At 34.6% G+C, this 26832-nt stretch carries 8 protein-coding genes; all 8 read left to right on the forward strand.

All coding sequences use genetic code 11. The annotated features are described in order from the left end of the window. Nucleotides 1-36: 36 nt before the first annotated feature. The 8 genes from Q0910_RS02460 to Q0910_RS02495 all read left to right on the forward strand — a co-directional run bounded on the left by Q0910_RS02460 (nt 37) and on the right by Q0910_RS02495 (nt 26674). Nucleotides 37-5979, forward strand: a complete 5943-nt coding sequence (locus Q0910_RS02460; RefSeq protein ID WP_299212155.1) for an immunoglobulin-like domain-containing protein — start codon at nt 37-39, stop codon at nt 5977-5979. A 78-nt stretch (nt 5980-6057) separates the two neighbouring features. Continuing rightward, complete coding sequence (locus tag Q0910_RS02465) at nt 6058-6324, forward strand: hypothetical protein (protein ID WP_299212158.1); 267 nt, start codon at nt 6058-6060, stop codon at nt 6322-6324. 88 nt (nt 6325-6412) lie between these two features. After that, nucleotides 6413-12955 (forward strand): immunoglobulin-like domain-containing protein, encoded by a 6543-nt coding sequence (locus Q0910_RS02470; RefSeq protein WP_299212161.1) that lies wholly within the window; start codon nt 6413-6415, stop codon nt 12953-12955. A 315-nt stretch (nt 12956-13270) separates the two neighbouring features. Next, nucleotides 13271-16786 carry a T9SS type A sorting domain-containing protein gene (locus tag Q0910_RS02475; protein WP_299212164.1) on the forward strand — a complete coding sequence of 1172 codons (3516 nt, stop codon included), beginning with the start codon at nt 13271-13273 and terminating at the stop codon, nt 16784-16786. Between the two features lie 266 nt (nt 16787-17052). After that, a complete protein-coding gene (locus Q0910_RS02480; RefSeq protein ID WP_299212167.1) occupies nt 17053-18768 on the forward strand; it encodes a 7TM diverse intracellular signaling domain-containing protein in 1716 nt (571 codons plus the stop codon). A 365-nt stretch (nt 18769-19133) separates the two neighbouring features. Continuing rightward, on the forward strand, nt 19134-19520 hold the full coding sequence (locus Q0910_RS02485; RefSeq protein WP_299212170.1) for an STAS/SEC14 domain-containing protein: 387 nt from the start codon (nt 19134-19136) through the stop codon (nt 19518-19520). After that, nucleotides 19513-20367: a hypothetical protein gene (locus tag Q0910_RS02490; protein WP_299212173.1), complete on the forward strand. Its 855-nt coding sequence runs from the start codon at nt 19513-19515 to the stop codon at nt 20365-20367. The genes Q0910_RS02485 and Q0910_RS02490 overlap by 8 nt, the downstream gene beginning before the upstream one ends. 400 nt (nt 20368-20767) lie before the next feature. Next, nucleotides 20768-26674 carry an immunoglobulin-like domain-containing protein gene (locus Q0910_RS02495; RefSeq protein ID WP_299212175.1) on the forward strand — a complete coding sequence of 1969 codons (5907 nt, stop codon included), beginning with the start codon at nt 20768-20770 and terminating at the stop codon, nt 26672-26674. Nucleotides 26675-26832: the final 158 nt, after the last annotated feature.

A 26832-nucleotide genomic window follows, 5' to 3' on the forward strand; every position in this document is an offset into this window, starting at 1 on the left:
ACTATTATTGCAACGATTTCTAATAAACCCCTTAATATGAAAAGAATATTACTTTATTTCGCTTTAGTATTCTCTAGCTTTTATTCTTATGGTCAGTATACGGCCATTCCTGATACTAACTTTGAAGCTGCACTGCTAGCTTATGATGACGTCCCTAATGATAACCAGATCCTAACGGCTAATATTGCTACGCTAACCACATTAGATGTTTCTAATGGTAATATTGCCGACTTGACAGGTATTGAAGATTTTGTTGCTTTAGAGTCACTCTTTGTGCACGACAATAACATTTCGACGATAGATCTTAGTAATCTAGTAAACCTTACTACATTTAGAATTACTCGAAACCAATTAACAACATTAGACTTAAGCAATCAACCAGCACTACAAACCCTTATTGCCGATAATAACAATATTGAAACACTACAAATAAACTCTACGTTACTGAGATATCTTCAGGCATTTGGAAATAATCTAACAGACATAGATTTAAGTAGCTTTTCTCAATTAGAACAATTATTTATTGGAGAAAATGAGTTAACAAGTCTCGATGTAAGTAATAACACTTCATTGTTTAGAGTAGAGTTTTCTGGAAACCAACTAAGAACGATTGATGTTACCGCGTTGCCGGGATTAAGATTTTTTAACGGATCTAATAATGACTTAGTCTTTGCTAACATAAAAAATGGTAATAACCCAGCGATAGAGGATCTTCAGTTACAGAATAATGCTAATTTACGTTGTATCCAGGTAGATAATGCTACTGATGCATATGCTGGATTAGGAAACTATGTAGGATGGCAAATAGATGGTGCTACTTCTTCGTATGCAGATCAATGCCTTACAAGGGTACCAGATGATAATTTTGAACAAGCCTTAATAGATGCCGGATACGATACTACTGGTTTAGATAATTTTGTGCCTACGGCTAATATAGCAATTGTAGTAAACTTTAATGCGGGTACTGGAGGAGCATTATATAATAAAGGAATCACAGATCTTACGGGTATCGAAGATTTTGCGTCGTTAATACAACTATGGAGTGATGGTAATCCTTTAGTGAGTATAGATCTGAGTAAAAATACTGCTCTAAATACAATGGCACTTATAGGCACAGCGTTAACAGATCTGGATCTTAGCGGAAATACACAATTATTTTTCGCAGTTGTAAGAGATAATAATCAATTAACAAGTATAAACCTTAGTGCTAATACATTGCTTACAAACTTAACTATTAGGAATAACTTATTATCTGATATAGATCTAAGCACCAATACAGCATTGACAAAATTGAATATTAACAATAGCTCATTATCAAGTATAGATCTTAGTGCTAATGTTAGATTAGACAGAATATTCATTAAAGATACTCCATTATCAAGTTTAGACCTTAATACGAATACAGCATTAGCAAATTTAGAACTCGATGCTACGGCACTTACAAGTATTGACCTGAGTACAAATACAGCACTTAGTCAGTTAATAGTAAATAACAGCTCGCTTACGAGCCTAGATCTTAGTGCTAATACAGTATTAGATTATCTAGAATGTACCAACAATTTATTGTCTAATTTAGATTTAGGTAATAATGTGCTCTTAGAAGAATTGTATTTATCAGATAATGAATTAACCAGTATTGACTTAAGTACCAATACGGCATTGAACTATTTGTATTGCAATGATAATGAATTAACAAGTTTAGACATTAACTCTAATACAAATCTTATGGAGTTAGAAGTCAAAAATAATCAACTTACTTTTCTAAATCTAAAAAATGGGACTAATGAGACGGCTGATCTTGATTACTTTAGAGCTACTGGAAACCCTAATCTAAGTTGTATTGAGGTAGATAATGTAACTGCTGCAAATGCAGGAATTGGTAGTTATAATGATTGGATAAAGGATGTTACGGCTTCGTATTCCGAATCTTGTAGGACCTATGTGCCCGATGATAATTTTGAACAAGCGTTAATTGATTTGGGTTATGACTCTGGAGCATTGGATGATTATGTGCCTACTGCAAATATTGCAGGGCTGACAGAACTAAGTGTACGTTATGATAATATATTAGATCTTACCGGTATTCAGGATTTTGTATCGTTAACCACATTACGTTGCGATAATAATGATATTACCAGCCTAGATATAAGTAAAAATACTGCGTTAATAGATTTAAGATGTCATGATAATCCATTAGGAACTTTAGATCTGAGCGCTAATACGTTGCTAACTAGAGTAGATGCGTTTCGTACCGAATTGACCAATATTAATCTTACTGGACTTACACAATTATCTATTTTAAAAGTTAGTGAAAACTTATTTTCAAGTATAGATTTGAGTACAAATACAAGGTTGACAGAATTAACTATTTCAGAAAATAATGCACTTACTAGTATAGATTTAAGTAGTAATACAGAATTGATAAAGCTATTTGCATTTGAGTGTCAATTAGGAAGCTTAGATCTTAGTGCCAATACCAAAATAGAAGTAATTAATGTTGAAGATAATCTGTTAACCGTGCTTGATATAAGTGCAAACACAGTGCTAGAAAGTTTAGATATAGAAGATAATCAACTTACAAGTATTGACCTTACTGGAAATACGGCTTTAAGACTTTTTTGGTGTGATAATAACCAATTGACTAGTCTGGACTTGAGTACCAACACCAATATTACCAGATTAGAATGTGAAAACAATAAACTTACTTCTCTTAATGTAAAAAATGGAAGTAGTGCAAACATCAGTACACTTCGTTCAACGTCAAATTTTGATCTTAATTGTATTGAAGTTGATGATCCTAATGCGGCAACTACAGGAACTGGAAATTATGGCGGTTGGTTAAAAGATGATAGTACTGCCTATGCTGATGGTTGTGTGCCATTTACTTATGTGCCTGATGATAATTTTGAGCAGGCTTTGATCGATTTAACTCTTGATGATGTATTGGATAATTTTGTGGTGACTTCTAATATTTCAGGAGTGACTTCTTTAGATTTGAATACCCAATCTATTGCAGATCTTACAGGGATTGAGGATTTTGTAGCACTAGAAACATTAAATGTAAATGACAATCAGCTTACACGATTAGACCTTAAACAAAACACAGCTTTAACTTTGGTGCAAGCAAATAACAATCAGTTACAATTCTTCTCTCTAAAGAACGGAAATAATGCTAATGTTACTACCTTTTCTGCTACAGGTAATGCAGATTTATTATGTATCGAAGTAGATGATGAAACTGCAAGTTATTTAAGCACCTGGCAAAAAGATACGACAGCTTCATTTGGTACGGTTTGTACAGCTTGTGTAGTTGATGGAACCAGAATAGAGTCGAAAGCCGAATTTGACCAGTTTATTGCATTATTAGGGACTTGTAATACAGTAAACGGAGATCTAACAATCAGAAATGCCAATGATATTACTGATTTATCAGCTTTATCTAGTATTGAAGTCATTAACGGTAAATTAGTAATTGGTGATAATGACTTGATTGCGAATTTAAACGGATTAGAAAACGTAACAACAATAACTGATGGATTTTCTATCTTCCGAAATGAATCGCTAACAGATATCTCTGCACTTTCCGGAATTGTAAATCCTACTGTGAGCATTACTATATCCGAAAATGCAATATTAACAGATATAACCACAGTACTTGATTTTACAGTTACAGGATTAATATTTATAAATAAACAAACATTAACTCATACATTAACTTTTCCGAATGTTATAACCTTAACTGGAACAAACACGGGTAATAGTGCAGGTCCAGGGTCTCTAAATTTTAGAGAAATAGGGGCTACTTCAATTAGTTTCCCAAACCTTACGACTATTGAGCACTTTTTCTCTTTTAGAGAGGTAGATGTCGGTTCAGTATCATTTCCTTTATTAACAAATGTCGGAAGATCATTTACAATTGATGGTACTCAAAATACTACAGCGTTTAACTTTAATGCATTACAAACTGTGGATGGTTTTACCTTGGATGAAACCAGTGTAACAGATCTTTCTTCGTTTGCTGCTTTAACCTCTGTAGGGACTTATTTATCTATTAACAATAACCCAAATTTAATAAGTCTGGATGCTCTTAGTAATATTGCATCTACTTCCGGGATTTATTTATATATTAGAAATAACGATGCTTTAACCAGTTTAGAAGGATTAGGTTTCATTACCGGAGCTGTTGAGACCATTACGATTGAAGATAACCTCGTGCTGACTAATATTGATGTTTTAGAAGGTGTAACAACTACAGAGCGGTTTAGTATTACAGATAATGCTCAACTCACCAATATAGATGGGTTGAGAAATATTACCGAGACTACTGATACGGAAACAGCTTCATATCTGCAATCTACTATATCCGGTAATGCAATTACATCTTTGAACCTAACTAGTTTGCGATCAGTAGGAAACCAGTTAAATATTGTTGAAACAGGAGTTACGAACTTCTGTGGATTGTATGGCTACGTAGCGGATGGTGATGGGCAAACAACTCTTAATCTTACCGGCAGCGCGTTTACCATAGCGGATATTTTGAATTGTGAAAATGTTGCGCCAGTCATTACCTTACTAGGAGATAACCCACAGACTATTGAATTAGGATCCGGCTATACAGAACTAGGTGCTACTACCGATGATGGAAGTACCATTATAATTGATGCTACTGACTTTATAGATGCTGTTGGAAACTATACCATAACATATAATGCAACTAACACTTCGGGAATGGCATCTGCCGTTGAGGTTATTAGAATCGTAAATGTAGTTGATACTACTGCGCCTGTGATTACGCTAGTTGGAGATAATCCGCAGACCATAGAACTAGGATCAGGTTATACCGAGTTAGGAGCCACTACTGATGATGGGTCTAATGTGATGATCAATGCTACTGATTTTGTAGATGCTTTAGGGAGTTATACAATTACGTACAATGCTACTGATGCTTCGGGTAATTCGGCCATTGAAGTAACACGAACTGTAAATGTAGTGGATACTATGGATCCTGTGATTACATTAGTTGGAGATAATCCGCAGACCATAGAACTAGGATCAGGTTATACTGAGTTAGGAGCCACTACTGATGATGGTTCTAACGTGATGATCGATGCTACTGATTTTGTGGATGCTGTAGGGAACTATACCATTACCTATAATGCTGCAGATGCTTCGGGAAATATGGCAGTTCAGGCGACGAGATCAGTCAACGTTGTGGATACTACGAATCCAACTGTAATTTGTGAAAATATAACCGCACAATTGGATGATACAGGAAATGTAATGATTACGGCTTCTCAGATAGATAATGGTAGCATGGATATCTCTGGTATTGTATCATTTAACTTAGATATTACAGCGTTTGATTGTGCTAATATAGGTGATAACACCGTCTTACTAACGGTTACAGATGCTAACGGAAATAGTAACTTTTGTACGGCTACAGTAACGATAGAAGATTCTATAGATCCTGTGTTTGATGTAGCAACGTTACCTGGAGATATAGAAGTACCTTTTGATACAGGAAATATGTACACACTGGCAGATTTTACGGTTGGTGTCACAGCAACTGATAATTGTGATACAAACAGATCCGTTTTAACCACTTCGATTACTCAAAATCCTTTATCAGGTACTTTATTAGGTGCAGGAGATCATGTCATTACACTCACTGTTGAGGACGCTGATAATAATATACAAACAGAAACTTTTATGATTACAGTTAATGGAGTATTAAACATAGAAGATAATGTTATTGCTAACTTAGTTATATATCCTAATCCAGTGCAAAACGAATTTACAATTTCAGGATTATCAACAAAAGTAGATGTAAAGCTACTAAATATAGCAGGAAAACTCATTAAGAGCATCCAAGATTATACATCAAGACCAATCAATGTTCAGCATTTAGAAACTGGCGTTTATTTTATAAGATTAACTTCAGGAGATGCGACAAAAACTGTCAAATTAATTAAGGAATAAATAAAGAGTTTATGAGGTTTTCTAGAATGAGGAAACCTCTATATACTAATAACCTAAATCTATAAGTCCCTTATAATTATGAAACACTTTTACCTACTTATTTTTGCAATATTAATAGGGCCGCAGCTTAACTCACAAACGCTAGTAACTAAAAGATTTACCCCCTCATCTCCAGTTACTGTAGATGGTTGCGGGACGTATTGTACGATACCAGGATTAGATCCAGTAACTTTTACTGAAGCAGATTTCCCTGGTATGAGTCCTCAAGTTACTCGAACTGATGGAGGAGGAACACTTCACATAATCACATATGTAACCCTGTTTTATCTATATACTCTAAAATGACACCTTTTGACACCGTTAAAATTGTTTTAAAAAGACAAGGACACTCTATTTTTGTAACCTACAATTATAAACCCCTAGCCCTAGATATATGAAAAAATCATTACTCGTAACCCTAACTATATATTTTGTCACTACACTAACGACCTATGCCCAACAATGTGGAACCTTAATGGAACCTGTTTCCTTAGAGAAACGAATAAAAGAATCTACTCAAATCGTAGAAGGTAAGGTTAAAAAAATGCACTCTTTATGGGATAATAATAAAAAAAATATATATACTATTTATAGCATTGATGTTTATAATAGAGCAAAAGGATCTGGAACTGAAACTATCAATGTAACTGTTCTTGGTGGTCAAGTGGATGATGAAATACAGATGACATCTAGTTCTGCTAATTTATATAATGGTGATCAAGGTATATTTTTTTTAAAGAAAAGTTTTGTTCAATTCCCTGTTAGAGGTGATGTATATGAAATGGTCGCTGCAGCACAAGGTTTTATTAAGTATAATGAATTAACAGGAAAAGCTTCAGGTGTTTTTGAGGAGTATGAATCTATAGAAAATGTATTGATAAAGAAAATTCAAAAAGTTACACGTACCAATTGGGAACAAGTACAATTAAAACCTGCAAAAAGTAAAGCTAATAATGCTGTTCTTATAACACCTACTATTTTGGCTATTTCTCATACTTCTATTAACGCAGGAATTGGAAATATTCTAACAATTGATGGATTTAATTTTGGTACTCTTAGAGGAAAAGTAAGTTTTCCAAATGCTAATACGGGTGGAACAACTTACTTTGATGCTTTAGATTCTCAGATTGTTAGTTGGACTGACTTACAAATTAAAGTAAGAGTACCAACTAATGCAGGGACAGGTAAAATTCGTGTAACCAATAGTGATCCTGTGTCTACTGATAGTAGTCAAATTTTAAAAATTAATTTTAGTCACCTTAGCTTAACTAGTGGAGGTATAGCTTATCCTTCTATTTTAACAAATAACGATGGTAATGGTGGTTATACATTTCAATACAATAATGATTTCAATAGTAGTATTGCTAAAGGGTCTTTTGAAGATGCTTTTCAATTATGGAACTGTGAGACTTTTGTAAATTTTAATTTTGGAGCGACTACAACAACAGATGAGACAGCCAGAGACGATATTAATATAGTACGTTTTGATAATGGTGATGAATTACCAACTGGTGTTCTTGGTCAAGTAACTAGACGTTACATAGGTATTTGTGCATTAACTGATAGTGCTATTGTTGGTGAAATTGATATTACCTGGGATGATGATACAAACTGGTATTATGGAGGAGGTGCACCTTCTGCGGGTCTAATAGATTTTAAAAGCGTTGCATTACACGAGTTAGGGCACGCTCATCAATTAGGTCATGTAATTAACTCTAATTCTGTTATGCATTACGCTATTGCTTCTGGTGTTACTAATTATTCATTAAATGCTGATGATATACGAGGAGCCAATCATGTAATGAGGAAATTTACAGCACCTACGGGTTGTAGTGACATATCTCCGATGATAGAAGATAATCAATGTTGTACAGATTTAGCTATTAATTTAGATCCTTCCGCAAAAGAAATTTGTGAAGGCGAGGATACAAGTTTTAGAATTACTGCAACTGCAGCTGCCAGATATCAATGGCAGGTAAACGATGGTAGTTGGAACTATATCTCCAATAGTAGTATTTATTCTGGAGCAACAACCTCTGTGTTAACAGTAAATAATGCACCTTTTTCATTAGATGAAAATCAATATCGTTGTATCATTTGGAGTTCTTGTGGCGGTAGTTTAATATCAGATAGAAAAACATTAACTGTAAAAGAGGTACCTATTGCTATGGTAGCTGTTCAAAATGCAACTTGTGCAGGTGGAGATGGCCAAATTATTTTTGATTTTACTGATAATTCTACGAGAACTGGTATTGAATTTAGTATAGATAATGGGGTATCTTTTCCTTATGCTTATAATGACAATGCAGGAAGTGAGTCGGCTAAAAATCTAGCGGCAGGTAATTATGATGTTTGGGTGCGTTGGGATAACGATGAATGTCCAGTAGATTTAGGAAGTTATGCAATTATACGGGAAGCTAATCCTACGGCAACGATTTCCGTAACAGACTCAAATTGTGGGAGTAATAATGGAATATTAACGTTTAGTTTTGCGGACACTGGAACACGAAATATGATACAGTTTAGTATCGACAATGGTGTGTCATATGCATATACTTTTGATGATGATGCAGGAACGGGTATGGCGCCTGATTTAGCTGCGGGAGATTATGATGTTTGGGTAAGTTATGATAATGATGATTGTCCTGTAAGCTTAGGAAGTTTTACTATAGGTATAATAAATACACCTCCCGTTACAATAACTACTAATACCGATGAAACTGTTTGTGATACAAACGATGGAAGCATATCACTAAGTTTAGTAGATAGTCCTGGGCAAACCATCGTAGAAATAAGTTTAAACGGTGGAACTAGCTATGATTATAGTTATAGTGATGCTTTAGGAAGTATAGCGATTAATAATTTAGATCCGGGCGATTATAACGTTTGGGCGCGTTGGGAAGATGATTCTTGCGCTCAAGAAATTGGAGATGTAACTATAGGAAGTGGTTTGGGAATTGACGCAACAGTGTCAAATGTGAATCCATCGAGAGGAATGTCTGATGGTAGGATTTTAGTATCCTTTACCGATAATGCTAGTCAAACTCAAATTAAGTTTAGTATTGATGGTGGGATTACATATCCATATACCTTTAATGATAATTTGGGAACTGCAGAAATTGCAGGTTTGTCAGCTACTAATTATGATGTATGGGCTGCATATGGAGATGATACATGTCCCGCTAAAATCGCAGATATTATACTTTCTGAAATTAACTATACAGATATTCCAGATACTAATTTCGAAAGTGCATTAAATGATTTATCCTATGATAATTATTTAGGAGATAATAAAGTTCCAACATCCTTAATTAATGTGGTTACTAGTCTCGATATAAAATCTAACAATATAGCTAACCTTTCTGGGATTGAAGATTTTTCGTCACTAACTCTACTAGATGTTTCTGATAATAATCTAACAACTTTAGATCTAAGCCCACTGTCCAATCTTGAAAACCTTATAGTTAGTAATAATAATATTGCAACGGTGGATATTTCATCAAATACAAAACTAGTATCCTTTATAGCTAGGAGTACAGGCTTAAATTCCATGGATTTCACACCAAACACCTTACTGGTAGATATTGATGTAAATGATAATAATTTAACATCATTAGATTTTTCATTAAATCTATCTCTGGTAACATTAGATGTAGCCTCAAATGCATTAACTTATTTGGATGCGTTCCTCGCTTTTTATGAAGATATAACCTTTTTCGATGCAAGATCGAATCCGGATTTAACCTGTATTAGGGTAGAAGACCCTTTATATTCAACAACCAACTGGTTAAATATCGATTCACAAACTAGTTTTTCTGGTAATTATTGCGAGTATACAGCTATTCCAGATGCGAATTTTGAGGCAACACTAGGATCACAAGGCTATGACGATATTTCGGGTGATGGTCAGGTACCTACATCATTAATTAATACTTTAACGACTTTAGATGTCAGTAATAAAGGAATTGTCGATCCTACAGGTATAGAGGATTTTACAGAACTCATTTTTCTTAATATGAGAGGGAATTCTATACTATCTATTGATTTAAGTAATTTGTCGGAACTCGAAACCCTTAATATCCAAAGAAATAATGACATGACTACGTTAAATCTGGATGATCTTTTAAAGCTTGAAATACTAATTGCAGATTTTAATAATATTTCAGAACTAACCTTAGTGTCACCAGAATTAAGAATATTACAACTTTTTGGTAATGAGTTGACTTCATTAGATGTCTCATTATTTCCAGAATTAAAACAATTGTATTGCGGTAATAATTTATTAACCGGATTAGATTTGAATCAAAATACAAAATTAGAACTGCTGAGTTGTGCCAGAAACTCTATCGAATCTCTGGATCTTTCTGGCTTACCATTACTAAATGAAATTCTAGTCGATAGAAATGAACTATCTGTTTTAAATCTAAAAAATGGGAATAACGCTAATATAACCTCTTTGAATGTATTAAGCAATTCTCAACTTAACTGTATTAGCGTAGATGATCCTGTTGCTGCAAATGCAGGCTCAGGAATCTATGGGAGTTGGACTATTGATGCAGGTGCAACATATAATGATGATTGTACTCAACCTGTTATTACCTTAGATGGTGAAAATCCTCAAATAATAGAGTTAGGAGTAGGATATACAGAATTAGGTGCGAATACAGATGATGGTTCTACAGTGGTAATTGATGCTACTGCATTTATGGATGTTGTAGGAAACTATACGATTACATATAATGCTACGAATGCAATTGGAAACTCAGCGGTAGAAGTAACAAGAATAGTTAATGTAGTTGACACTACCAACCCAATAGCGATTTGCCAGGATATAAATGTAGCTTTAAACTCTTCTGGAACGGTAACTATAATAGGAACACAAGTAGATAATAGTTCTAGTGATCTTTCAGGAATAGCATCTTTAGCAGTAAGTCCATCAAGTTTTACGACTAGTGATGTAGGTGCTAACACCGTTACTTTAACCGTTACGGATACTAACGGGAATAGTGAAACATGTACAAGTACTGTTACCGTTGTAGACACTATAGCACCTACAATGGCTTGTCAAGATATTACAGTGCAATTGGATACAACAGGAAATGTAAGTATTACTGCTACACAAGTTGATGGTGGTACTACCGATGCTGCGGGCATTGCGTCTTTAAATATTGATATTACAGACTTTGACGATACTGATATTGGCGAAAACATGGTAACATTAACGGCCATTGATAATAATGGAAACACTGATACATGCGTAGCGATTGTTACTGTAGAAGATAATGTACCTCCAGTAATCACATTAACCGGAGATAATCCTCAGGTTATAGAATTAGGAGACGGATATACAGAATTAGGAGCAATGACGGATGACGGGTCCAATGTTGTGATTGATGCTACTAATTTTGTTGATGCTGTAGGAAATTATACAATCTATTATGACGCTACGGATGCTTCAGGAAATATGGCAGTTCAAGTTACCAGAATGGTGAATATTGTTGATACTACTGCACCAGTGATTACATTAGTTGGTGATAATCCACAAACCATAGAATTAGGATCAGGTTATACCGAGTTAAGAGCCACTACTGATGATGGGTCTAATGTGATGATCAATGCTACTGATTTTGTAGATGCTGTGGGGAGTTATACAATCTATTATGACGCTACTGATGCCTCAGGAAATATGGCAGATCAAGTCACCAGAGTGGTAAATGTTGTAGATACTACTGCGCCAGTGATTACACTAGGTGGAGATAATCCACAGACGATTGAATTAGGGACTGGCTATACCGAATTAGGAGCTACCACCGATGATGGTAGTGATGCTATAATTGATATGTCTGATTTTGTAGATGCTTTAGGGAGTTATACAATTACGTACAAAGCTACTGATGCTTCGGGTAATGTTGCTACAGAAGTAACCAGAACAATACATGTAGTAGACACCACTGCACCAGTGATTAGTTTAGTAGGAGATAATCCACAAACGATAGAATTAGGAGCTGGTTATATAGAATTAGGAGCTACCGTAGATGATGGAAGTACTGTGGTTATTGATAGTTCTGGTTTTATAGATGCCGTAGGAAATTATGCAATTAGGTATAATGCTACGGATGCTTCGGGCAATGTTGCTACAGAAGTAACCAGAGCAGTAGATGTAGTAGATACTACTAATCCAACATTGGTTTGTCAAAATATTACCGTACAGCTTGATAATACAGGTAATGTTGTTATAACAGCTGATCAGGTAGATAATGGTGCAACAGATCTTTCTGGTATAGCGTCTTTAAGTTTAGATATCTCGACATTTGATTGCGCTACTATTGGAGATCATACAGTAGTACTAACTGCAATTGACACCAATGGAAATGAAAGTAGTTGTACTGCAACTGTAACTGTAGAAGATTTGATAGCTCCAGTATTTAACACAACTACATTACCTTCTGATACTGAAGTTACTTTTGATACGGGTGATATCTATACCCTTGCAGATTTTACAAATGGAGTGGTTGTTACGGATAATTGTGATACGAATAGAGCTGCTTTAGCTACTACTATTACTCAAACTCCTGCAGCAGGTACTTTATTAGGGGCTGGTGATCATGTGATTATCCTTACGGCTACAGATGATAATGCAAATGAACAAACTACAACTTTTACCATAACGGTTACTGATGATGTTTTAAGTGTCGGGGAAAACAAAGAAGAGGTATTTACACTCTATCCAAATCCAGCGAAACAACAGTTTCAGGTTTCAGGTTTCTCAGGAGAAGCAGAGCTATCCATCTATGATGTTAACGGACGTAGTTTACTTATAGAAAAGGTAGATGCTGGTCAATCTATATCTATTGAGGAGTTACCAAATGGTTTATATTTTGTAAGAATAGCTATAGGAACCACCTATCAAACGATTAAATTACTTAAAAACGAATAGATAAAAACAATTTATTTTTTGCAGGAAGTTTAGTTCTACGAAGTTAAGGGGTCGTAGAAAATAAGGTTGCAAGACAAAACCACTCAGGTTACTGGGTGGTTTTTTGTTAGCATAAATCTCTTGACTAACAAGTTAGTAGGAAAGGTATTCCAAAGTGTTCTATGCATCTTGTAGCATCCAGAAATACAGATATGTTAAAATAGCAGCACTTAAAAAAATGTCTCCTATTTGTCTCCTGAAACATTGTGTTGACTAAAAGTAGTCACTATAACTTTACACAACCAAATTATATGAACCTTTTATACCCCTTATGTTATGAGTAAACAATTATTCTTTGTAGTCGCACTTTTCTTTGGTGCTATGATGACAATCCAATCACAGACCTTTAATGAACTCTCAGGTACTGGATCTGGGGAAAGTATCACTTCAGGAAGTTATAATGTTATGTATGGAGATAGTACAGGTACTTCTTTAACATCAGGAAATAAAACAGTATTTATTGGATTTGGAGCTGGAAAATATAATACAACAGCACAAGAAAATGCTTTTATAGGATACCTAGCTGGATATGCAAATACTACAGGTTCGGACAATATTTTTTTAGGCGCTTACTCAGGAACATTAAATACCACAGGAGCGGATAATACTTTTGTAGGTACAGATTCAGGAGCAAAGAATACTATTGGATATGATAATACCTTTATTGGCGAAGAGTCTGGTGCTTCTAATACTATAGGGTATGAGAATACTTATGTTGGTGAGGACGCAGGAGCAAATATTCAGATAGGATATGATAATACTTTTGTAGGAAACCAATCTGGTGGAGCTAGTACGGGCGTCAATGGATCTGGCGATGGTACTGGATATAGGAATACTGGGATAGGGTCTGGATCTTTGGCAGATCTGAAAGAAGGACATCATAATACTGCAGTAGGAGACTCTACAGCCACAGATATAAGTAGTGGCATTTATAATACCATGATCGGTGCTGCTGCCGGTGCTGCTACAGAATATTCTAGCTATAATACTTTTGTAGGAGCTAGAGCGGGTTATGATAATAATAGAACCAACGTTACCACAAGTTCAAATAACAATACTTATTTAGGATATGAAGCGGGATATACCAATCGAGAAGGAAGTGATAATGTGATGATTGGTGCTTATGCAGATTTTTCTAACCATGCTTCTTCTGGTTCTAGTACAGGACAGTTAAATAACGCCCGAAATACAGTTATAGGTGCTTACTCTGAACTTGACGGGGGGACTTCAAGTTATGGTGGTAATGATGTAGCTACGCTAGGGTACAGTTTTTTTATAGATGCACACCAAGTAGTAGGGATGGGTTCACAATCTAGTATTGGTGGAACCGGAGCTATAGGGCTGGGATACACAACTCATATGAGTACAGATGCTGACTATTCTGTTGGGATTGGGCATCAAAATACGATTGATCAATCCAATGCTATTGGTATCGGTCGATCTGTCGATGTAGATAATACAGAAGCTATTGCCATCGGAGCCAATACTGTTGTACAAGCAGATGGAGGGATCGCGATCGGATATCAAGCCAAAACCGATGACACAGGTGCTACCTCTGGTGCCAATTATAATATAGCATTAGGCTATAAAGCACAGGCTACAGATTCCTTGTCAGTTGCTTTTGGTAAAGGAGCCATTGCTTCAGGAAGGTATTCCTACGCTGTAGGTAATGAAGCTATAGCAGCTGTGGATAGTACAATGGTACTTGGAGGTGCAACAGTACCACTAAGTGTAGGTATTGGTACCGATGCTCCAAACAGTAGAGCATCTTTAGAGCTTGCTGATACTAATAAAGGATTTCTAATAAACAGGTTAACGAATTCTGAACGAACCGACTTAGGCAAAAAATTAATAACAGCTAACGAGGGAATGATGGTCTATGATACTGAGGATGATATTGTATATACCTGGAACGGCAGTGCATGGACAACAGTAACCTCTACAGGAGATAACCTAGGAAATCATAAAGCTACTGCCCGTCTAAATATGAATAGTAATAACATTACAGGTGTTGACAATTTTTATTTAAGTTCAACTGATTATCATGGAATTTACTTTGGAACTAGCAAAAAATATGGTATTCAAATAGATGCCGAGCAAGGAAATTCATTATATAAATATGGTCCTGTAACAAGTGCTTTTGTAGGCGAACATATCAACGTAAGATTTTCTACCAGCAATAGTCAGGGAGCTGGATGGGTATGGGGTATATATAATGAGACACCAATCGCTGCATTAGACAATACTGGTAAACTTCAAATTGCCAATAGCTTAAACATAGCCGGAGTTTACGAATTTCCTATTGTTGATGGCACTACTAATCAGGTATTGACTACAGATGGTTCTGGCACATTAACCTGGTCTCCCCAAATCGATAATCAGGAATTGTCGTTATCTACACATATTTTAAGCCTTTCGGGAGGAACAAATACTGTAGATCTTTCTTCTTATCTAGATAATACCGATGCACAAGATCTGGATTTATCAGGGAATACATTGAGTTTGACTAACGATGCTACAACGATAGATTTATCGAGATTTCTGGATAATACAGATAATCAAGAGTTATCTTTTACCAATAATGTATTGAGTATTTCAGGAAGTACTAATACGGTAGATCTTTCAGTATTACAAGATGGTACTGGAAGTGATAGTCAAACTTTAGAGTTATCGACAAATACGTTGAGTATTAGTAATGGTAACTCTGTTGATCTTTCAGCGTACTTAGATAATACAGATGGACAAGACTTACAATTATCGGGAAATACGTTAAGTCTAACCAATGATGCTTCATCAGTGGATTTATCGGGTTACTTAGATAATACAGATAATCAGGAACTTTCGATTACTAATAATACTTTAAGCATTTCTGGAGGGATTACTACCATAGATTTTTCCGAATACCTGGATAACACTGACAATCAAGAGTTATCTCTAAGCGGTACCACCTTAAGTATTTCGGCTGGGATAAATACAGTAGATCTTTCTGCTTTACAGGATGGAACAGGTACCGATAGCCAGACGTTAGATTTGAACAATCATATATTAAATATTAGTAATGGAAACTCGGTAGATTTTTCGAATTATACCAACACCGATAATCAAGAGATATCCTTAAGTGGGACTACGTTAAGCATCTCTGGAGGAACAAATACTGTCGACCTTTTAGCTTTACAAGACGGAACAGGTTCGGATAGTCAAGTTTTAGCATTGAATAGTAATATATTGAGTATTAGTAATGGAAATTCGGTTGATATTTCAGCCTTCACCAATACGGACAACCAAAATTTAACTGATGCTACACTAACAGGTACGAATCTTACTATAGAAATTCAGAGCGGAACCTCTGTATCGGTTGATTTAGCGCCTATGTTATCAGATTTACAATCCGATCTAAGTACAGCTCAAAATGAAATAACTGCATTGCAAAATGAAAATTCAGCTCAGCAGGACGAGATCGATGATTTGACTTCACGTTTGGAGGCTTTAGAACAAACATTAGGTGTTCCCGAAAATAATAATATCAAAGTTCAAACTGCCATATTATATCAAAATATCCCTAATCCATTTAATGGCACTTCTTCTATCAAATATTATCTTCCGTTAGAAGTGAATAGAGCCGCTATCGTGTTTAGCAATACAAGCGGACAAATTATATCAACTGTCGATTTACAGGATCGTGGTGAAGGTGAATTACATACCAATAGTGACGGATTAGCTTCCGGAATTTATTTCTTTACCTTGTATATAGAAGGTCAAAAAGTGGATACCAAGCGAATGGTCATCGAATAGGGATCTAATCAAATTCATTCAAAGAAAGCATTTAAAAAGCTACTATCTCTGTCGTTTCGAGCGGAGTCGAGAAATAAGGGTTTTTGATTTTTAATACATTTCGACTCCGTTCAATATAACAGAATCATAAAATCAACCCTTTTTGAATCCTTTCTTTTTGATTTGCAATGAGTTCATATGCTTTAAGAATAAAAGCGCTTCTAAAAATTGAGATTCCCATCCTATTTTAAATTATATTTGATAGTGTCGTAGTCACCCTTATATAAATGGAACGATCAGTATCTTTAATATCATTTGGAAAGCATCAACTTTGGATATATGTTATAGTTGTACTTTCGGTATTTTTCCCGGGTTGTACGCCTAAAAATCAAGATGTCCCGACTATTAAAAAAGGAATATTAGATCTTTCCGGTTGGGATTTTAGCCAAAATCCCGAGGTTTCTCTTCGGGGAGAAAGCTTTTTTTATTGGAAACAATGGCCTATTGATGAAAATAATAACTTTGTTCCTGGGTTATTAAAATCAGTTGATACAATTAATTGGCCCACAGCCCTATGGATTCAAAAAATAGATGAAGGGAGAGGGTATGGGACTTTTAGATTTCTTGTAAAAAGAACAGATATGCAAAATTCTGTTATGCTCACTTTGCCTCGTTGTTTTGCTGCAGCTCAAGTATGGATTAACGATAGTAAGGTGATTTCTCACGGACAGATCTCAAAGAATCCAGATAATGAAAGGATAGATGGTCGTCCTTTACGATTTGAGTTACCAAATGAACAAATTTTGGACGTTATGTTACTTGTATCTAACCATAAGCATCGCAAGGGGGGTGGGTTTGCGTTGAGAAGCAGGATTCAGGAAACTAAATATTTTATCAATAAGAATAAAACAAAACCTCTGATTGAAGGAATTATAACCTTTCTGATTTTACTCTTTGGGGTTTATCAGATTTTAAACTTCTTCAGTTTTCCCAAGTACCCTTACTTTTTGTATTTCGGATTGTTTTGTTTATTTGGAGCGTCTCGGCAGTTATTTGTAGGAGAAGCCTTGATTTATCACTTCATTCCAGAAATTTCGTTTGAAGTTATTCAAAAGATACGATATATAGGATATTACGGAGCATTAGGATCTGTTATGATGTATCACTTTTCACTATTTCCGGGTTATTTTTCTTTAAAATTTATTCGTTTTTGTGTTATAATTCCTGTTTTAGGTATTTTATATGTGATCATAACTCCAGTTTTTTATGCGACCTATAGTGCTCTATTGTTTCAAATATTTGGTTTTTACGTAGTTTTGTTAGGTTTCTATCATATCATTCTTGCAGTAAGACACAAAAAACCATATGCCAAAGGGATATTGATTAGTATGATAGTGACTGGATGTATATTAGTTAATGATCTTTTGAACGCTATGCTTGTGATACAAACCGAATATTTGATCAATTATGGTTTGTTATTATATGTAGGTTTTCAGATCATTCTGAATAATAGAATACAATTACAGACCGAAAAACAGTTGGTAAAACTGTCTACCGATATAGAAGAGTTATCAGACCGTATTACAGAGAAAGAAGAAGAGGTTTCAGAATTACGCTCCGAAACCTTTCAACAACTGAAGTCTAAAGAAAAATTAGTTGAAAATCTTAAAAAAGTAGCTTCTAATGATGAGTCAATATCCATACAAAACCTGATTGCCGGCCTAAAATCGGAATTGTTAGAGGATTCTCAGTTAACACTGATCAAAAATGATATCGAAACGCTGAACTATGAGTTTGCTCAACGCATCAAAAAAATTCATCCTAATTTGACTAAAACAGATCTTGAGATTTGTATCTATTTACGTATGTCTTTAGGAAGAAAAGAAATTGCTCGACTACGTTTTACATCCATTGAAGCGGTCAAAAAATCAAGAAGTCGTTTACGAAAAAAAATGAATCTTTCTAAAGATATAAACCTTGAAGAATACATAAAATCTATCTGATTTTTTTATTTGATCGACTATTATAGAAGAGAAATATCCTTATTTAATAGTTTTATAAAGGTATTTGGAATCCCTTGTCTTTAAAGAGAATAAAGACCTGTCCCCCTAAGTGTCCCCTCGGTTTTTTTAGAGAAAACAAATTTTGTTAGTTATTTTGATGTGTATTCAACAATTAGCTATGTTACCTTTTTTTAAAATGATTTTTAATTCAGAAAACCCGAATAATCAGTTAGCAATGATTCAAAAGATGAAAGCAAAGAAAAAAGAATTGGAAGATACCCTGAATAATTTACAGGAGATAGAAAAAAAATTAAAAAAATAAACAAAAACAGTAACTAGATATGGTCCCCTTAAATATACAAGTTATGGTTGATAAAGAATCTCAGATATATATGCCTCCGACTTGGAAACATTATATGAATGTAGAATATATCCAAATTGATTTCACAGGATTATATAAAGATGAAGATATTATTAAATGTGTTGCTGATGCGGTGGAAATGGGATTGCAACGATCCGATAAGTCCGTAAGAGCCTTGGTATACCTCAAAAACTCTAAAACCAGCCCAAATGCGATAAGATCTATCAAGAAATTAGGAAAACTAGTACAACCCAAACTTAAAAAATCAGCACTGGTAGGTTCCGTAGGAATTGTATCCTTACTAATGAAAATATATATCAGTTATACAGGTAGTAAGATTAAATTTTTTACAGATAAAGAGGCAGCAATTAAATATTTGGCGAATGATTGATATGGATACTCCATATAAGAACAGCTATGAAGATGCTATCGTATCTGTAATTACTTCTGATAAAGAACTAGAGTTCATAGAATCGTTGTTAGCACAGAATATTAAAATACAATTGATGGATACAATTCCAAACAATATAGAATCTTGGGATGTGAGTCCTGATACCATCGTTTTGGACAGTATCATTGATAGTGAATGGGAAAAACTAGTAGATGTGTTGAGACAAATTAGTATGTATAAAGATATTCCTGTAATTGTATTAAGTAAAGAGGAAGTACAGATCGAAGACATTTTTTCGACCTATAATAAAGAGTATTTATATGTACATCGTGAAAACCAAAAATCTATAATACGAGCAACTTTGGCAACAATTACATATTGGAAAAAGTTGAATAATACCTTGTTGAAAACCAATCAGTTGAATAGAGTTTTGTCCACGAATTATTTAGTATTAGATGCTAAAAATGAGTGTTTAGAAAAAGTACAACAACAACTCAATCAAGTTAGTGAACTAGTTACATTAGACATTAAAAAAGAATTAATAAGGATAAATGGTACTATAGCCGATAATTTGAAAAAAGGAGACCACTATCAATTGTTTAAAGCACATTTTGAAGAAGTGCATCCTTTGTTTTATAGAAAATTATTGGCACTCAATAAAGACTTGTCAAACAACGACCTTAAACTTGCTGCTTTCCTAAAGATGAATTTTAATAATTCTGAGATATCTTTCTTCATGGGAATATCCATAGCAGGAGTTAAAAAAGCAATACAGCGATTACGTAAAAAATTGGGATTACAACCTGTAGCTTCATTAAGACAATTTATATTTATGATAGAAGTTTAAAAATGAGAATTAAAATTAACGTCTCCCATAAGTCTCCCATTTTAGTTTTTTAAAACAAAACCCAGAAGTACTTTTGAACTATAAAAAAGGAAGAGTTATAAAAATTAAAATTACCCAAGCCTACTTTTAATTAAATGATATAAGAACCTAAAATTAAATATGTTATGGATACTGATCGATTCAATAAAGAACGAAACCGCAAAACATACAATGATTTTTTTGCTTCTGTTTAGATTGCTAAAAATGTATGTAGAGAACTAAGAATTCCCGTAAAAAGATTAAAAACAATAATGCTTTTCACTTTAAATGTTTTAAAGTGATGCAGACTCTTTTTGTTCAAAATTAAAGGCTTTACAACTAGGAGTAATATATAAAAGATAAACTATTAAATGATTCCCTTATGAGAAAAGAATTACTATTCATTATTAGCCTGTTTGTAATTGGGATAGTTCACGGACAACAATCCAGACTTACAAAAATTCCTCTTACCAAGATGGAGCCAACATTTCAAAAATCAAGTTTTGAAACAGTATTATTTTCTACAATGAAAAATACTTCAGGAATAGAATTTAAGGCAGAGAAAAATACCCAGGATAAATTAAAGCAAACACATACTACTTACCAACAATACTATAAAGGTATCAAAGTAGAGATGGGTATGATTAAACTTCATCAAAAGGATGGAGTAAACACTTCTTATAATGGGGTGTATTTTGACATTTCAGGAGTCAGTACTTCTCCCCAAATATCAAAGAAACAAGTAATTTCAATTGCTCAAGATTACTTTAATAATGAAAAAGTCTTTTGGCTTACTGAAGAAGGTTTCACGAATGATCCTTCCAACAGTATTGAATTAATCATATTACCAAATCGGAAAGTAGGTAATTTGAATTTGGCCTATGCCATTGGTATCGGAACTAAAGGATCAACTCATAAAATGGGAAGATTATATATTGATGCTATTAATGGAAAAGTGTTAAAGTTTAAGAGTGGCCTTTTTGCCTGTTTTGAGAAGGGAACCAGTAGGGTAGAAAAAGAAAGTACTTTCAATAAAAATTTAACTTCTTATTATGCTACGGGTTCAGGTTATGCGGCGTATACAGGTTCTGTAAATTTTGAAACTAAATTAGACGGAAGTGAATATGTTTTGAACGATGAAACTCGTGCTACAGGAAATAATTGGAATTTATCTACGCAAGGAATAGGTACAAAAACGGGAATTATAACACTTGATATGCGAAACGGTACTGATTATGTTAATGGTCCTTTTTATGAATTTACGGATAATGACAATAATTGGACACCCGTAGAGATGATCGTAGATGATAATATATATGCTATCGATGCACATTGGGGAACCGAATTGATTTATGATTACTGGAAAGAAGAACACAGCTGGAACAGCTATAATGGTAGTAATAGCGCTATTCTTTCTCTTATTCATTATGATAACAATCTAACCAATGCAGCTTGGGCAGCAATAAGCAATTCTGCTGGATTTATGTTATATGGAGATGGAGCAGGTTCTTATTCGCCACTAACGACACTTGATGTCGTTGCACACGAAATTGCACACGGTATCAATAATGCTACTTCTAATTTGGATTACGAACTCGAGTCCGGAGCCTTAAATGAGGGATTATCTGATATCTGGGCGATGGTTATAGAAAACTATGCTAATGATAACCACGGAACCACTACTGATCCATCAAGAATAAATGATCAAAACGTAGGAGGGGCATTGCGTTCGTTTTCTAATCCGAACGCATATAATCAACCAGATACTTATGGAGGAACGTATTGGTACGATGTCACTGGATGTACACCAAATGGAGATGCTGCAAGTGGTAGTTATAATGATTATTGTGGAGTACATACCAATAGTGGTGTGTTAAATCATTGGTTTTGGTTATTGTACAACGGCGGTTCTGGAACTAATGATCTTGGAGATGCTTATATGATAACGGCTATAGATGTCTATGATGCGGCGGCTATCGTTTGGCAGATGCAATCCAATTATTTAACAGTTACTTCTGATTATGCCGATGCAAGAGCAGGTGCCATCCAGGCAGCCGTAGATTTATTCGGAACTTGCTCTCAGCAAGAGCAATCAGTAACCAATGCATTTTATGCTGTTGGAGTAGGCACAGCTTATATAGCTGTAAATCCTGCCATTACAAGCCAGCCAAGTGATGTTTCAATCTGCGAAGGAGATGCAACGAGTTTCTCCGTTTCAGGATCAGATTATGATTCATTACAATGGCAAGTGGATGATGGAAGTGGATGGTCTAATATTAGTAATGATAGCACCTACTCAGGAGCTACATCAACTACTTTAACAATAACGAATCCTTCGTTTTCAATGGATGCCTATGGGTATCGTATGCAATTAACAAATAATTGTAGCACTATTAATTCTAATACAGTAGCATTAGATGTAGATGAGTATCCAGTAGCTTCTGTAGCAGCACAAAATGAAACCTGTACAGGAGGGGATGGAACGTTAACTTTTACTTTTTTAGATAATAGTACGCGAAGCAATATAGAGTTCAGTATCGATGGTGGGGCTAATTACGATTATAATTATGAAGATACCGCTAGCCCGCAAACCATTTCAAGTTTAACAGCAGCAACCTATAATGTTTGGGTACGTTGGGGAAATGACGAATGTCCATTAGAACTGGGAGATTATATAATTGCTTTGGATTGTTATACAGCTATTCCAGATGCTAATTTTGAAGCTGCTCTTGATGCATTGGGCTATGATGACATTCCAGGAGACGGACAAGTACCAACCGCACTTATAGAGGTGGTATCTACATTAGATGTGCAAAATTCAAATATTAGTGATTTAACAGGAATTGAAGACTTTGTAGCACTACAAGTACTTTATTTTAGTAACAATAATGTGTCTTCGGTAGATCTTTCAAATTTTCCTGTATTAAGAAGTGTACGAGCTATTGAAAATAACTTAGCAACTTTTGATGTAACCCATAATCCATTAATAGATGACATAAGGGTAGAGGAAAATAATATTGCTGCTATAGATTTAAGCAATAATCCCAGTCTTGAAATTCTTCAAATAAATGGTAATGAGTTAACGGTACTAGATATAAGTAACAATCCTCTGCTAAGACGATTAAGAGTATACAACAATAATATCACAGAGCTTGATTTAACAAATAATACAGTACTTACCCAGATACAAGTACAGGTAAATGATTTACTAGAACTGAATATGCGAAATGGAGCAAACACTAGTATTAGTACGTTTGAAGCAAACGATAATCCAAATTTAGCGTGTATAAAAGTAGACGATGCATCATACAGCACAACCAATTGGACAACTATTGATGCAACTACAAATTTTAGTGATACCTATTGCCGTTATACATTGATTCCAGATAGTAACTTTGAAAGTGTTCTGGAAACACTTGGGTATGATGATATTTCTGGTGATGGACAAGTGCCAACTGCAAATATTGAAGTAGTGACTTCTTTAGATTTGAATAGTAAAAATATTTCGGATATTACAGGGATTGAGGATTTTATAGCATTGCAAAACTTTTCTGCAAGATCAAATAGTTTTACAGCAATAGACATATCTAATAATGTAAATATTAGCACTCTTGATTTATTCGATGTTAACTTAACTGAGATTGATCTAACTGCATTAACAAATCTTCAGAATTTAAGTCTGAGTAATAATTCAATCAGTGCAATTGATATATCTAATAATATACTTTTAGAATATGTAGCTATTCAAAATTGTACTTCACTTACCGCAATTGATCTTTCTCAAAATGTTGCGTTAGAACGATTAAGTATATGGGGGAATGCACTCCAAAATATTGATTTGAATAGCAATACAAGCTTAACTTCTATAGTGATTTCTCAAAACAATATAACAGCAATAGATTTAAGTCAAAATATACTGCTTGAAGAAGTTCTTATTAACGAAAACCCAATAGTACAGATTGATGTAAGCTGGTTAACAAATTTAGTAGTATTTGAGGCTAATGATTGTGATTTATCAAGTTTAAATATTAAAAATGGAAACAATACTAGTATTACTTATTTTTCAGCTACCAGTAATGCTGATTTAAATTGTATTGTGGTAGATGTTGCTGCTTACAGTGCTGCCAATTGGACGAATATAGATAATCAAGCGATGTTTAACGATATGAGCTGTGATTTTACGCCACCTGCCATAACGTTATTAGGAGAAAATCCACAAACTATAGAATTAGGCGTTGGTTATACAGAATTAGGTGCTACTACAGATGATGGATCAGCTGTAGTGATTGATAATTCTACATTTGTAGATGCAATAGGGAATTATACAATTAGGTATAATGCTACGAATGCTTCTGGTAATGTTGCTACAGAGGTAATTAGAATGGTAAATGTGGTAGATACTACAGCTCCAGTAATCACTTTGATCGGAGACAATCCACAAACCATAGAATTAGGCGTTGGTTATACAGAACTAGGAGCAAATATAGATGATGGAATCACAAATGTTGTTATCGACAGTTCAGATTTTATAGATGCAGTAGGGAATTATACAATTAGGTATAACGCTACAGATGCCTCAGGAAATGTTGCTACAGAGGTAACCAGAACAATACATGTAGTAGACACGACTGCACCAGTGATTAGTTTAGTAGGAGACAATCCACAAGTGATAGAATTAGGAGCTGGATATACAGAATTAGGAGCTATTGTAGATGATGGAATCACAAATGTTATTATTGACAGTTCAGATTTTGTAGATGCCATAGGAAATTATACAATTAGATATAACGCTACAGATGCTTCAGGTAATGTTGCTACGGAAGTAACGAGAACAATAAATGTAGTTGATACCACGGTTCCCGTAATCACTTTGACTGGAGACAATCCACAAACGATAGAATTAGGAGCTGGATATACAGAATTAGGAGCTATTGTAGATGATGGAATCACAAATATTGTTATTGACAGTTCAGATTTTGTAGATGCCATAGGAAATTATACAATTAGATATAACGCTACAGATACTTCAGGTAATGTTGCTACAGAAGTAACCAGAACAGTACATGTAGTTGATACAACAGTTCCCGTAATCACTTTGATCGGGGACAATCCACAAACCATAGAATTAGGAGTTGGATATTCAGAATTGGGAGCTATTGTAGATGATGGAATCACAAATATTGTTATTGACAGTTCAGATTTTGTAGATGCCATAGGAAATTATACAATTAGATATAACGCTACAGATGCTTCAGGTAATGTTGCTACAGAAGTAACGAGAACAGTACATGTAGTTGATACCACGGTTCCCGTAATCACTTTGACTGGAGACAATTCACAAACAATCGAATTAGGAACCGGTTATACAGAATTAGGAGCTACTGTAGATGATGTAATAACAAATATTGTTATCGATAGTTCAGATTTTATAGATGCCGTAGGAAATTATACAATTAGGTATAATGCTACGGATGCTTCTGGCAATGTTGCTACAGAAGTAACCAGAACAGTAGATGTAGTTGATACTACTAATCCAACATTGGTTTGTCAAAACATAACCGTACAGCTTGATGATACAGGTAATGTTACGATAACAGCAGATCAGGTAGATAATGGTACAACAGATCTTTCTGGGATAGCGTCTTTAAGTTTAGATATCTCGACATTTGATTGCGCTACTATTGGAGACAATTTAGTCACACTAACTGCTACTGATACAAACGGTAACAGTAATATATGTAATGCAACTGTAACCGTAGAAGATTCGATAGCTCCTGTATTTAACGCAACTACCTTACCTTCTGATACCGAAGTTACTTTTGATACAGGCGATATGCATACACTGGCAGATTTTACAGTGGGAGTAGAAGTTACTGATAATTGTGATACCAATAGATCTGTTTTGACTTCTACGATTACTCAAAATCCAGTAGCTGGTACTTTATTGGGTGCAGGAGATCATATGATTACTCTTACTGCTACTGATGCTAATTCGAATAAAGAAAGTGTAACATTTACCATCACTGTAAGTAATGTATTAAGTGTTGAAGAAAATGAGGAAGATCGTTTTACATTATATCCAAACCCAGCGAAACAACAGTTTCAGGTTTCAGGTTTCTTTGGAGAACGAGAGCTATCTATTCATGATGTTAATGGTCGAATTCTTAAAATGATTGAAACAGATAACAATCAATTTATATCTATTGAGGAGTTACCAAATGGTTTATATTTTGTAAGAATAGCTATAGGAACCACCTATCAAACGATTAAATTACTTAAAAACGAATAGATAAAAGCAGTTTATTTTTTGCAGGAAGTTTAGTTCTACGAAGTTAAGGGGTCGTAGAAAATAAGGTTGCAAGACAAAACCACTCAGGTTACTGGGTGGTTTTTTGTTAGGATGAATTTATTGACGAACAAGTTAGTACGAAGTGTATTCCAAAGTCT

Source organism: uncultured Aquimarina sp., assembly GCF_947495315.1.
Taxonomy (GTDB): domain Bacteria; phylum Bacteroidota; class Bacteroidia; order Flavobacteriales; family Flavobacteriaceae; genus Aquimarina.

Excerpts from the sequence above, each read along its gene's own strand:
- Q0910_RS02465 (WP_299212158.1), top strand. The coding sequence starts at position 6,058 with ATGAAACACTTTTACCTACTTATTTTTGCAATATTAATAGGGCCGCAG.
- Q0910_RS02475 (WP_299212164.1), top strand. The coding sequence starts at position 13,271 with ATGAGTAAACAATTATTCTTTGTAGTCGCACTTTTCTTTGGTGCTATG.
- Q0910_RS02460 (WP_299212155.1), top strand. The coding sequence starts at position 37 with ATGAAAAGAATATTACTTTATTTCGCTTTAGTATTCTCTAGCTTTTAT.
- Q0910_RS02485 (WP_299212170.1), top strand. The coding sequence starts at position 19,134 with ATGGTTGATAAAGAATCTCAGATATATATGCCTCCGACTTGGAAACAT.
- Q0910_RS02480 (WP_299212167.1), top strand. The coding sequence starts at position 17,053 with ATGGAACGATCAGTATCTTTAATATCATTTGGAAAGCATCAACTTTGG.
- Q0910_RS02470 (WP_299212161.1), top strand. The coding sequence starts at position 6,413 with ATGAAAAAATCATTACTCGTAACCCTAACTATATATTTTGTCACTACA.
- Q0910_RS02490 (WP_299212173.1), top strand. The coding sequence starts at position 19,513 with ATGATTGATATGGATACTCCATATAAGAACAGCTATGAAGATGCTATC.
- Q0910_RS02495 (WP_299212175.1), top strand. The coding sequence starts at position 20,768 with ATGAGAAAAGAATTACTATTCATTATTAGCCTGTTTGTAATTGGGATA.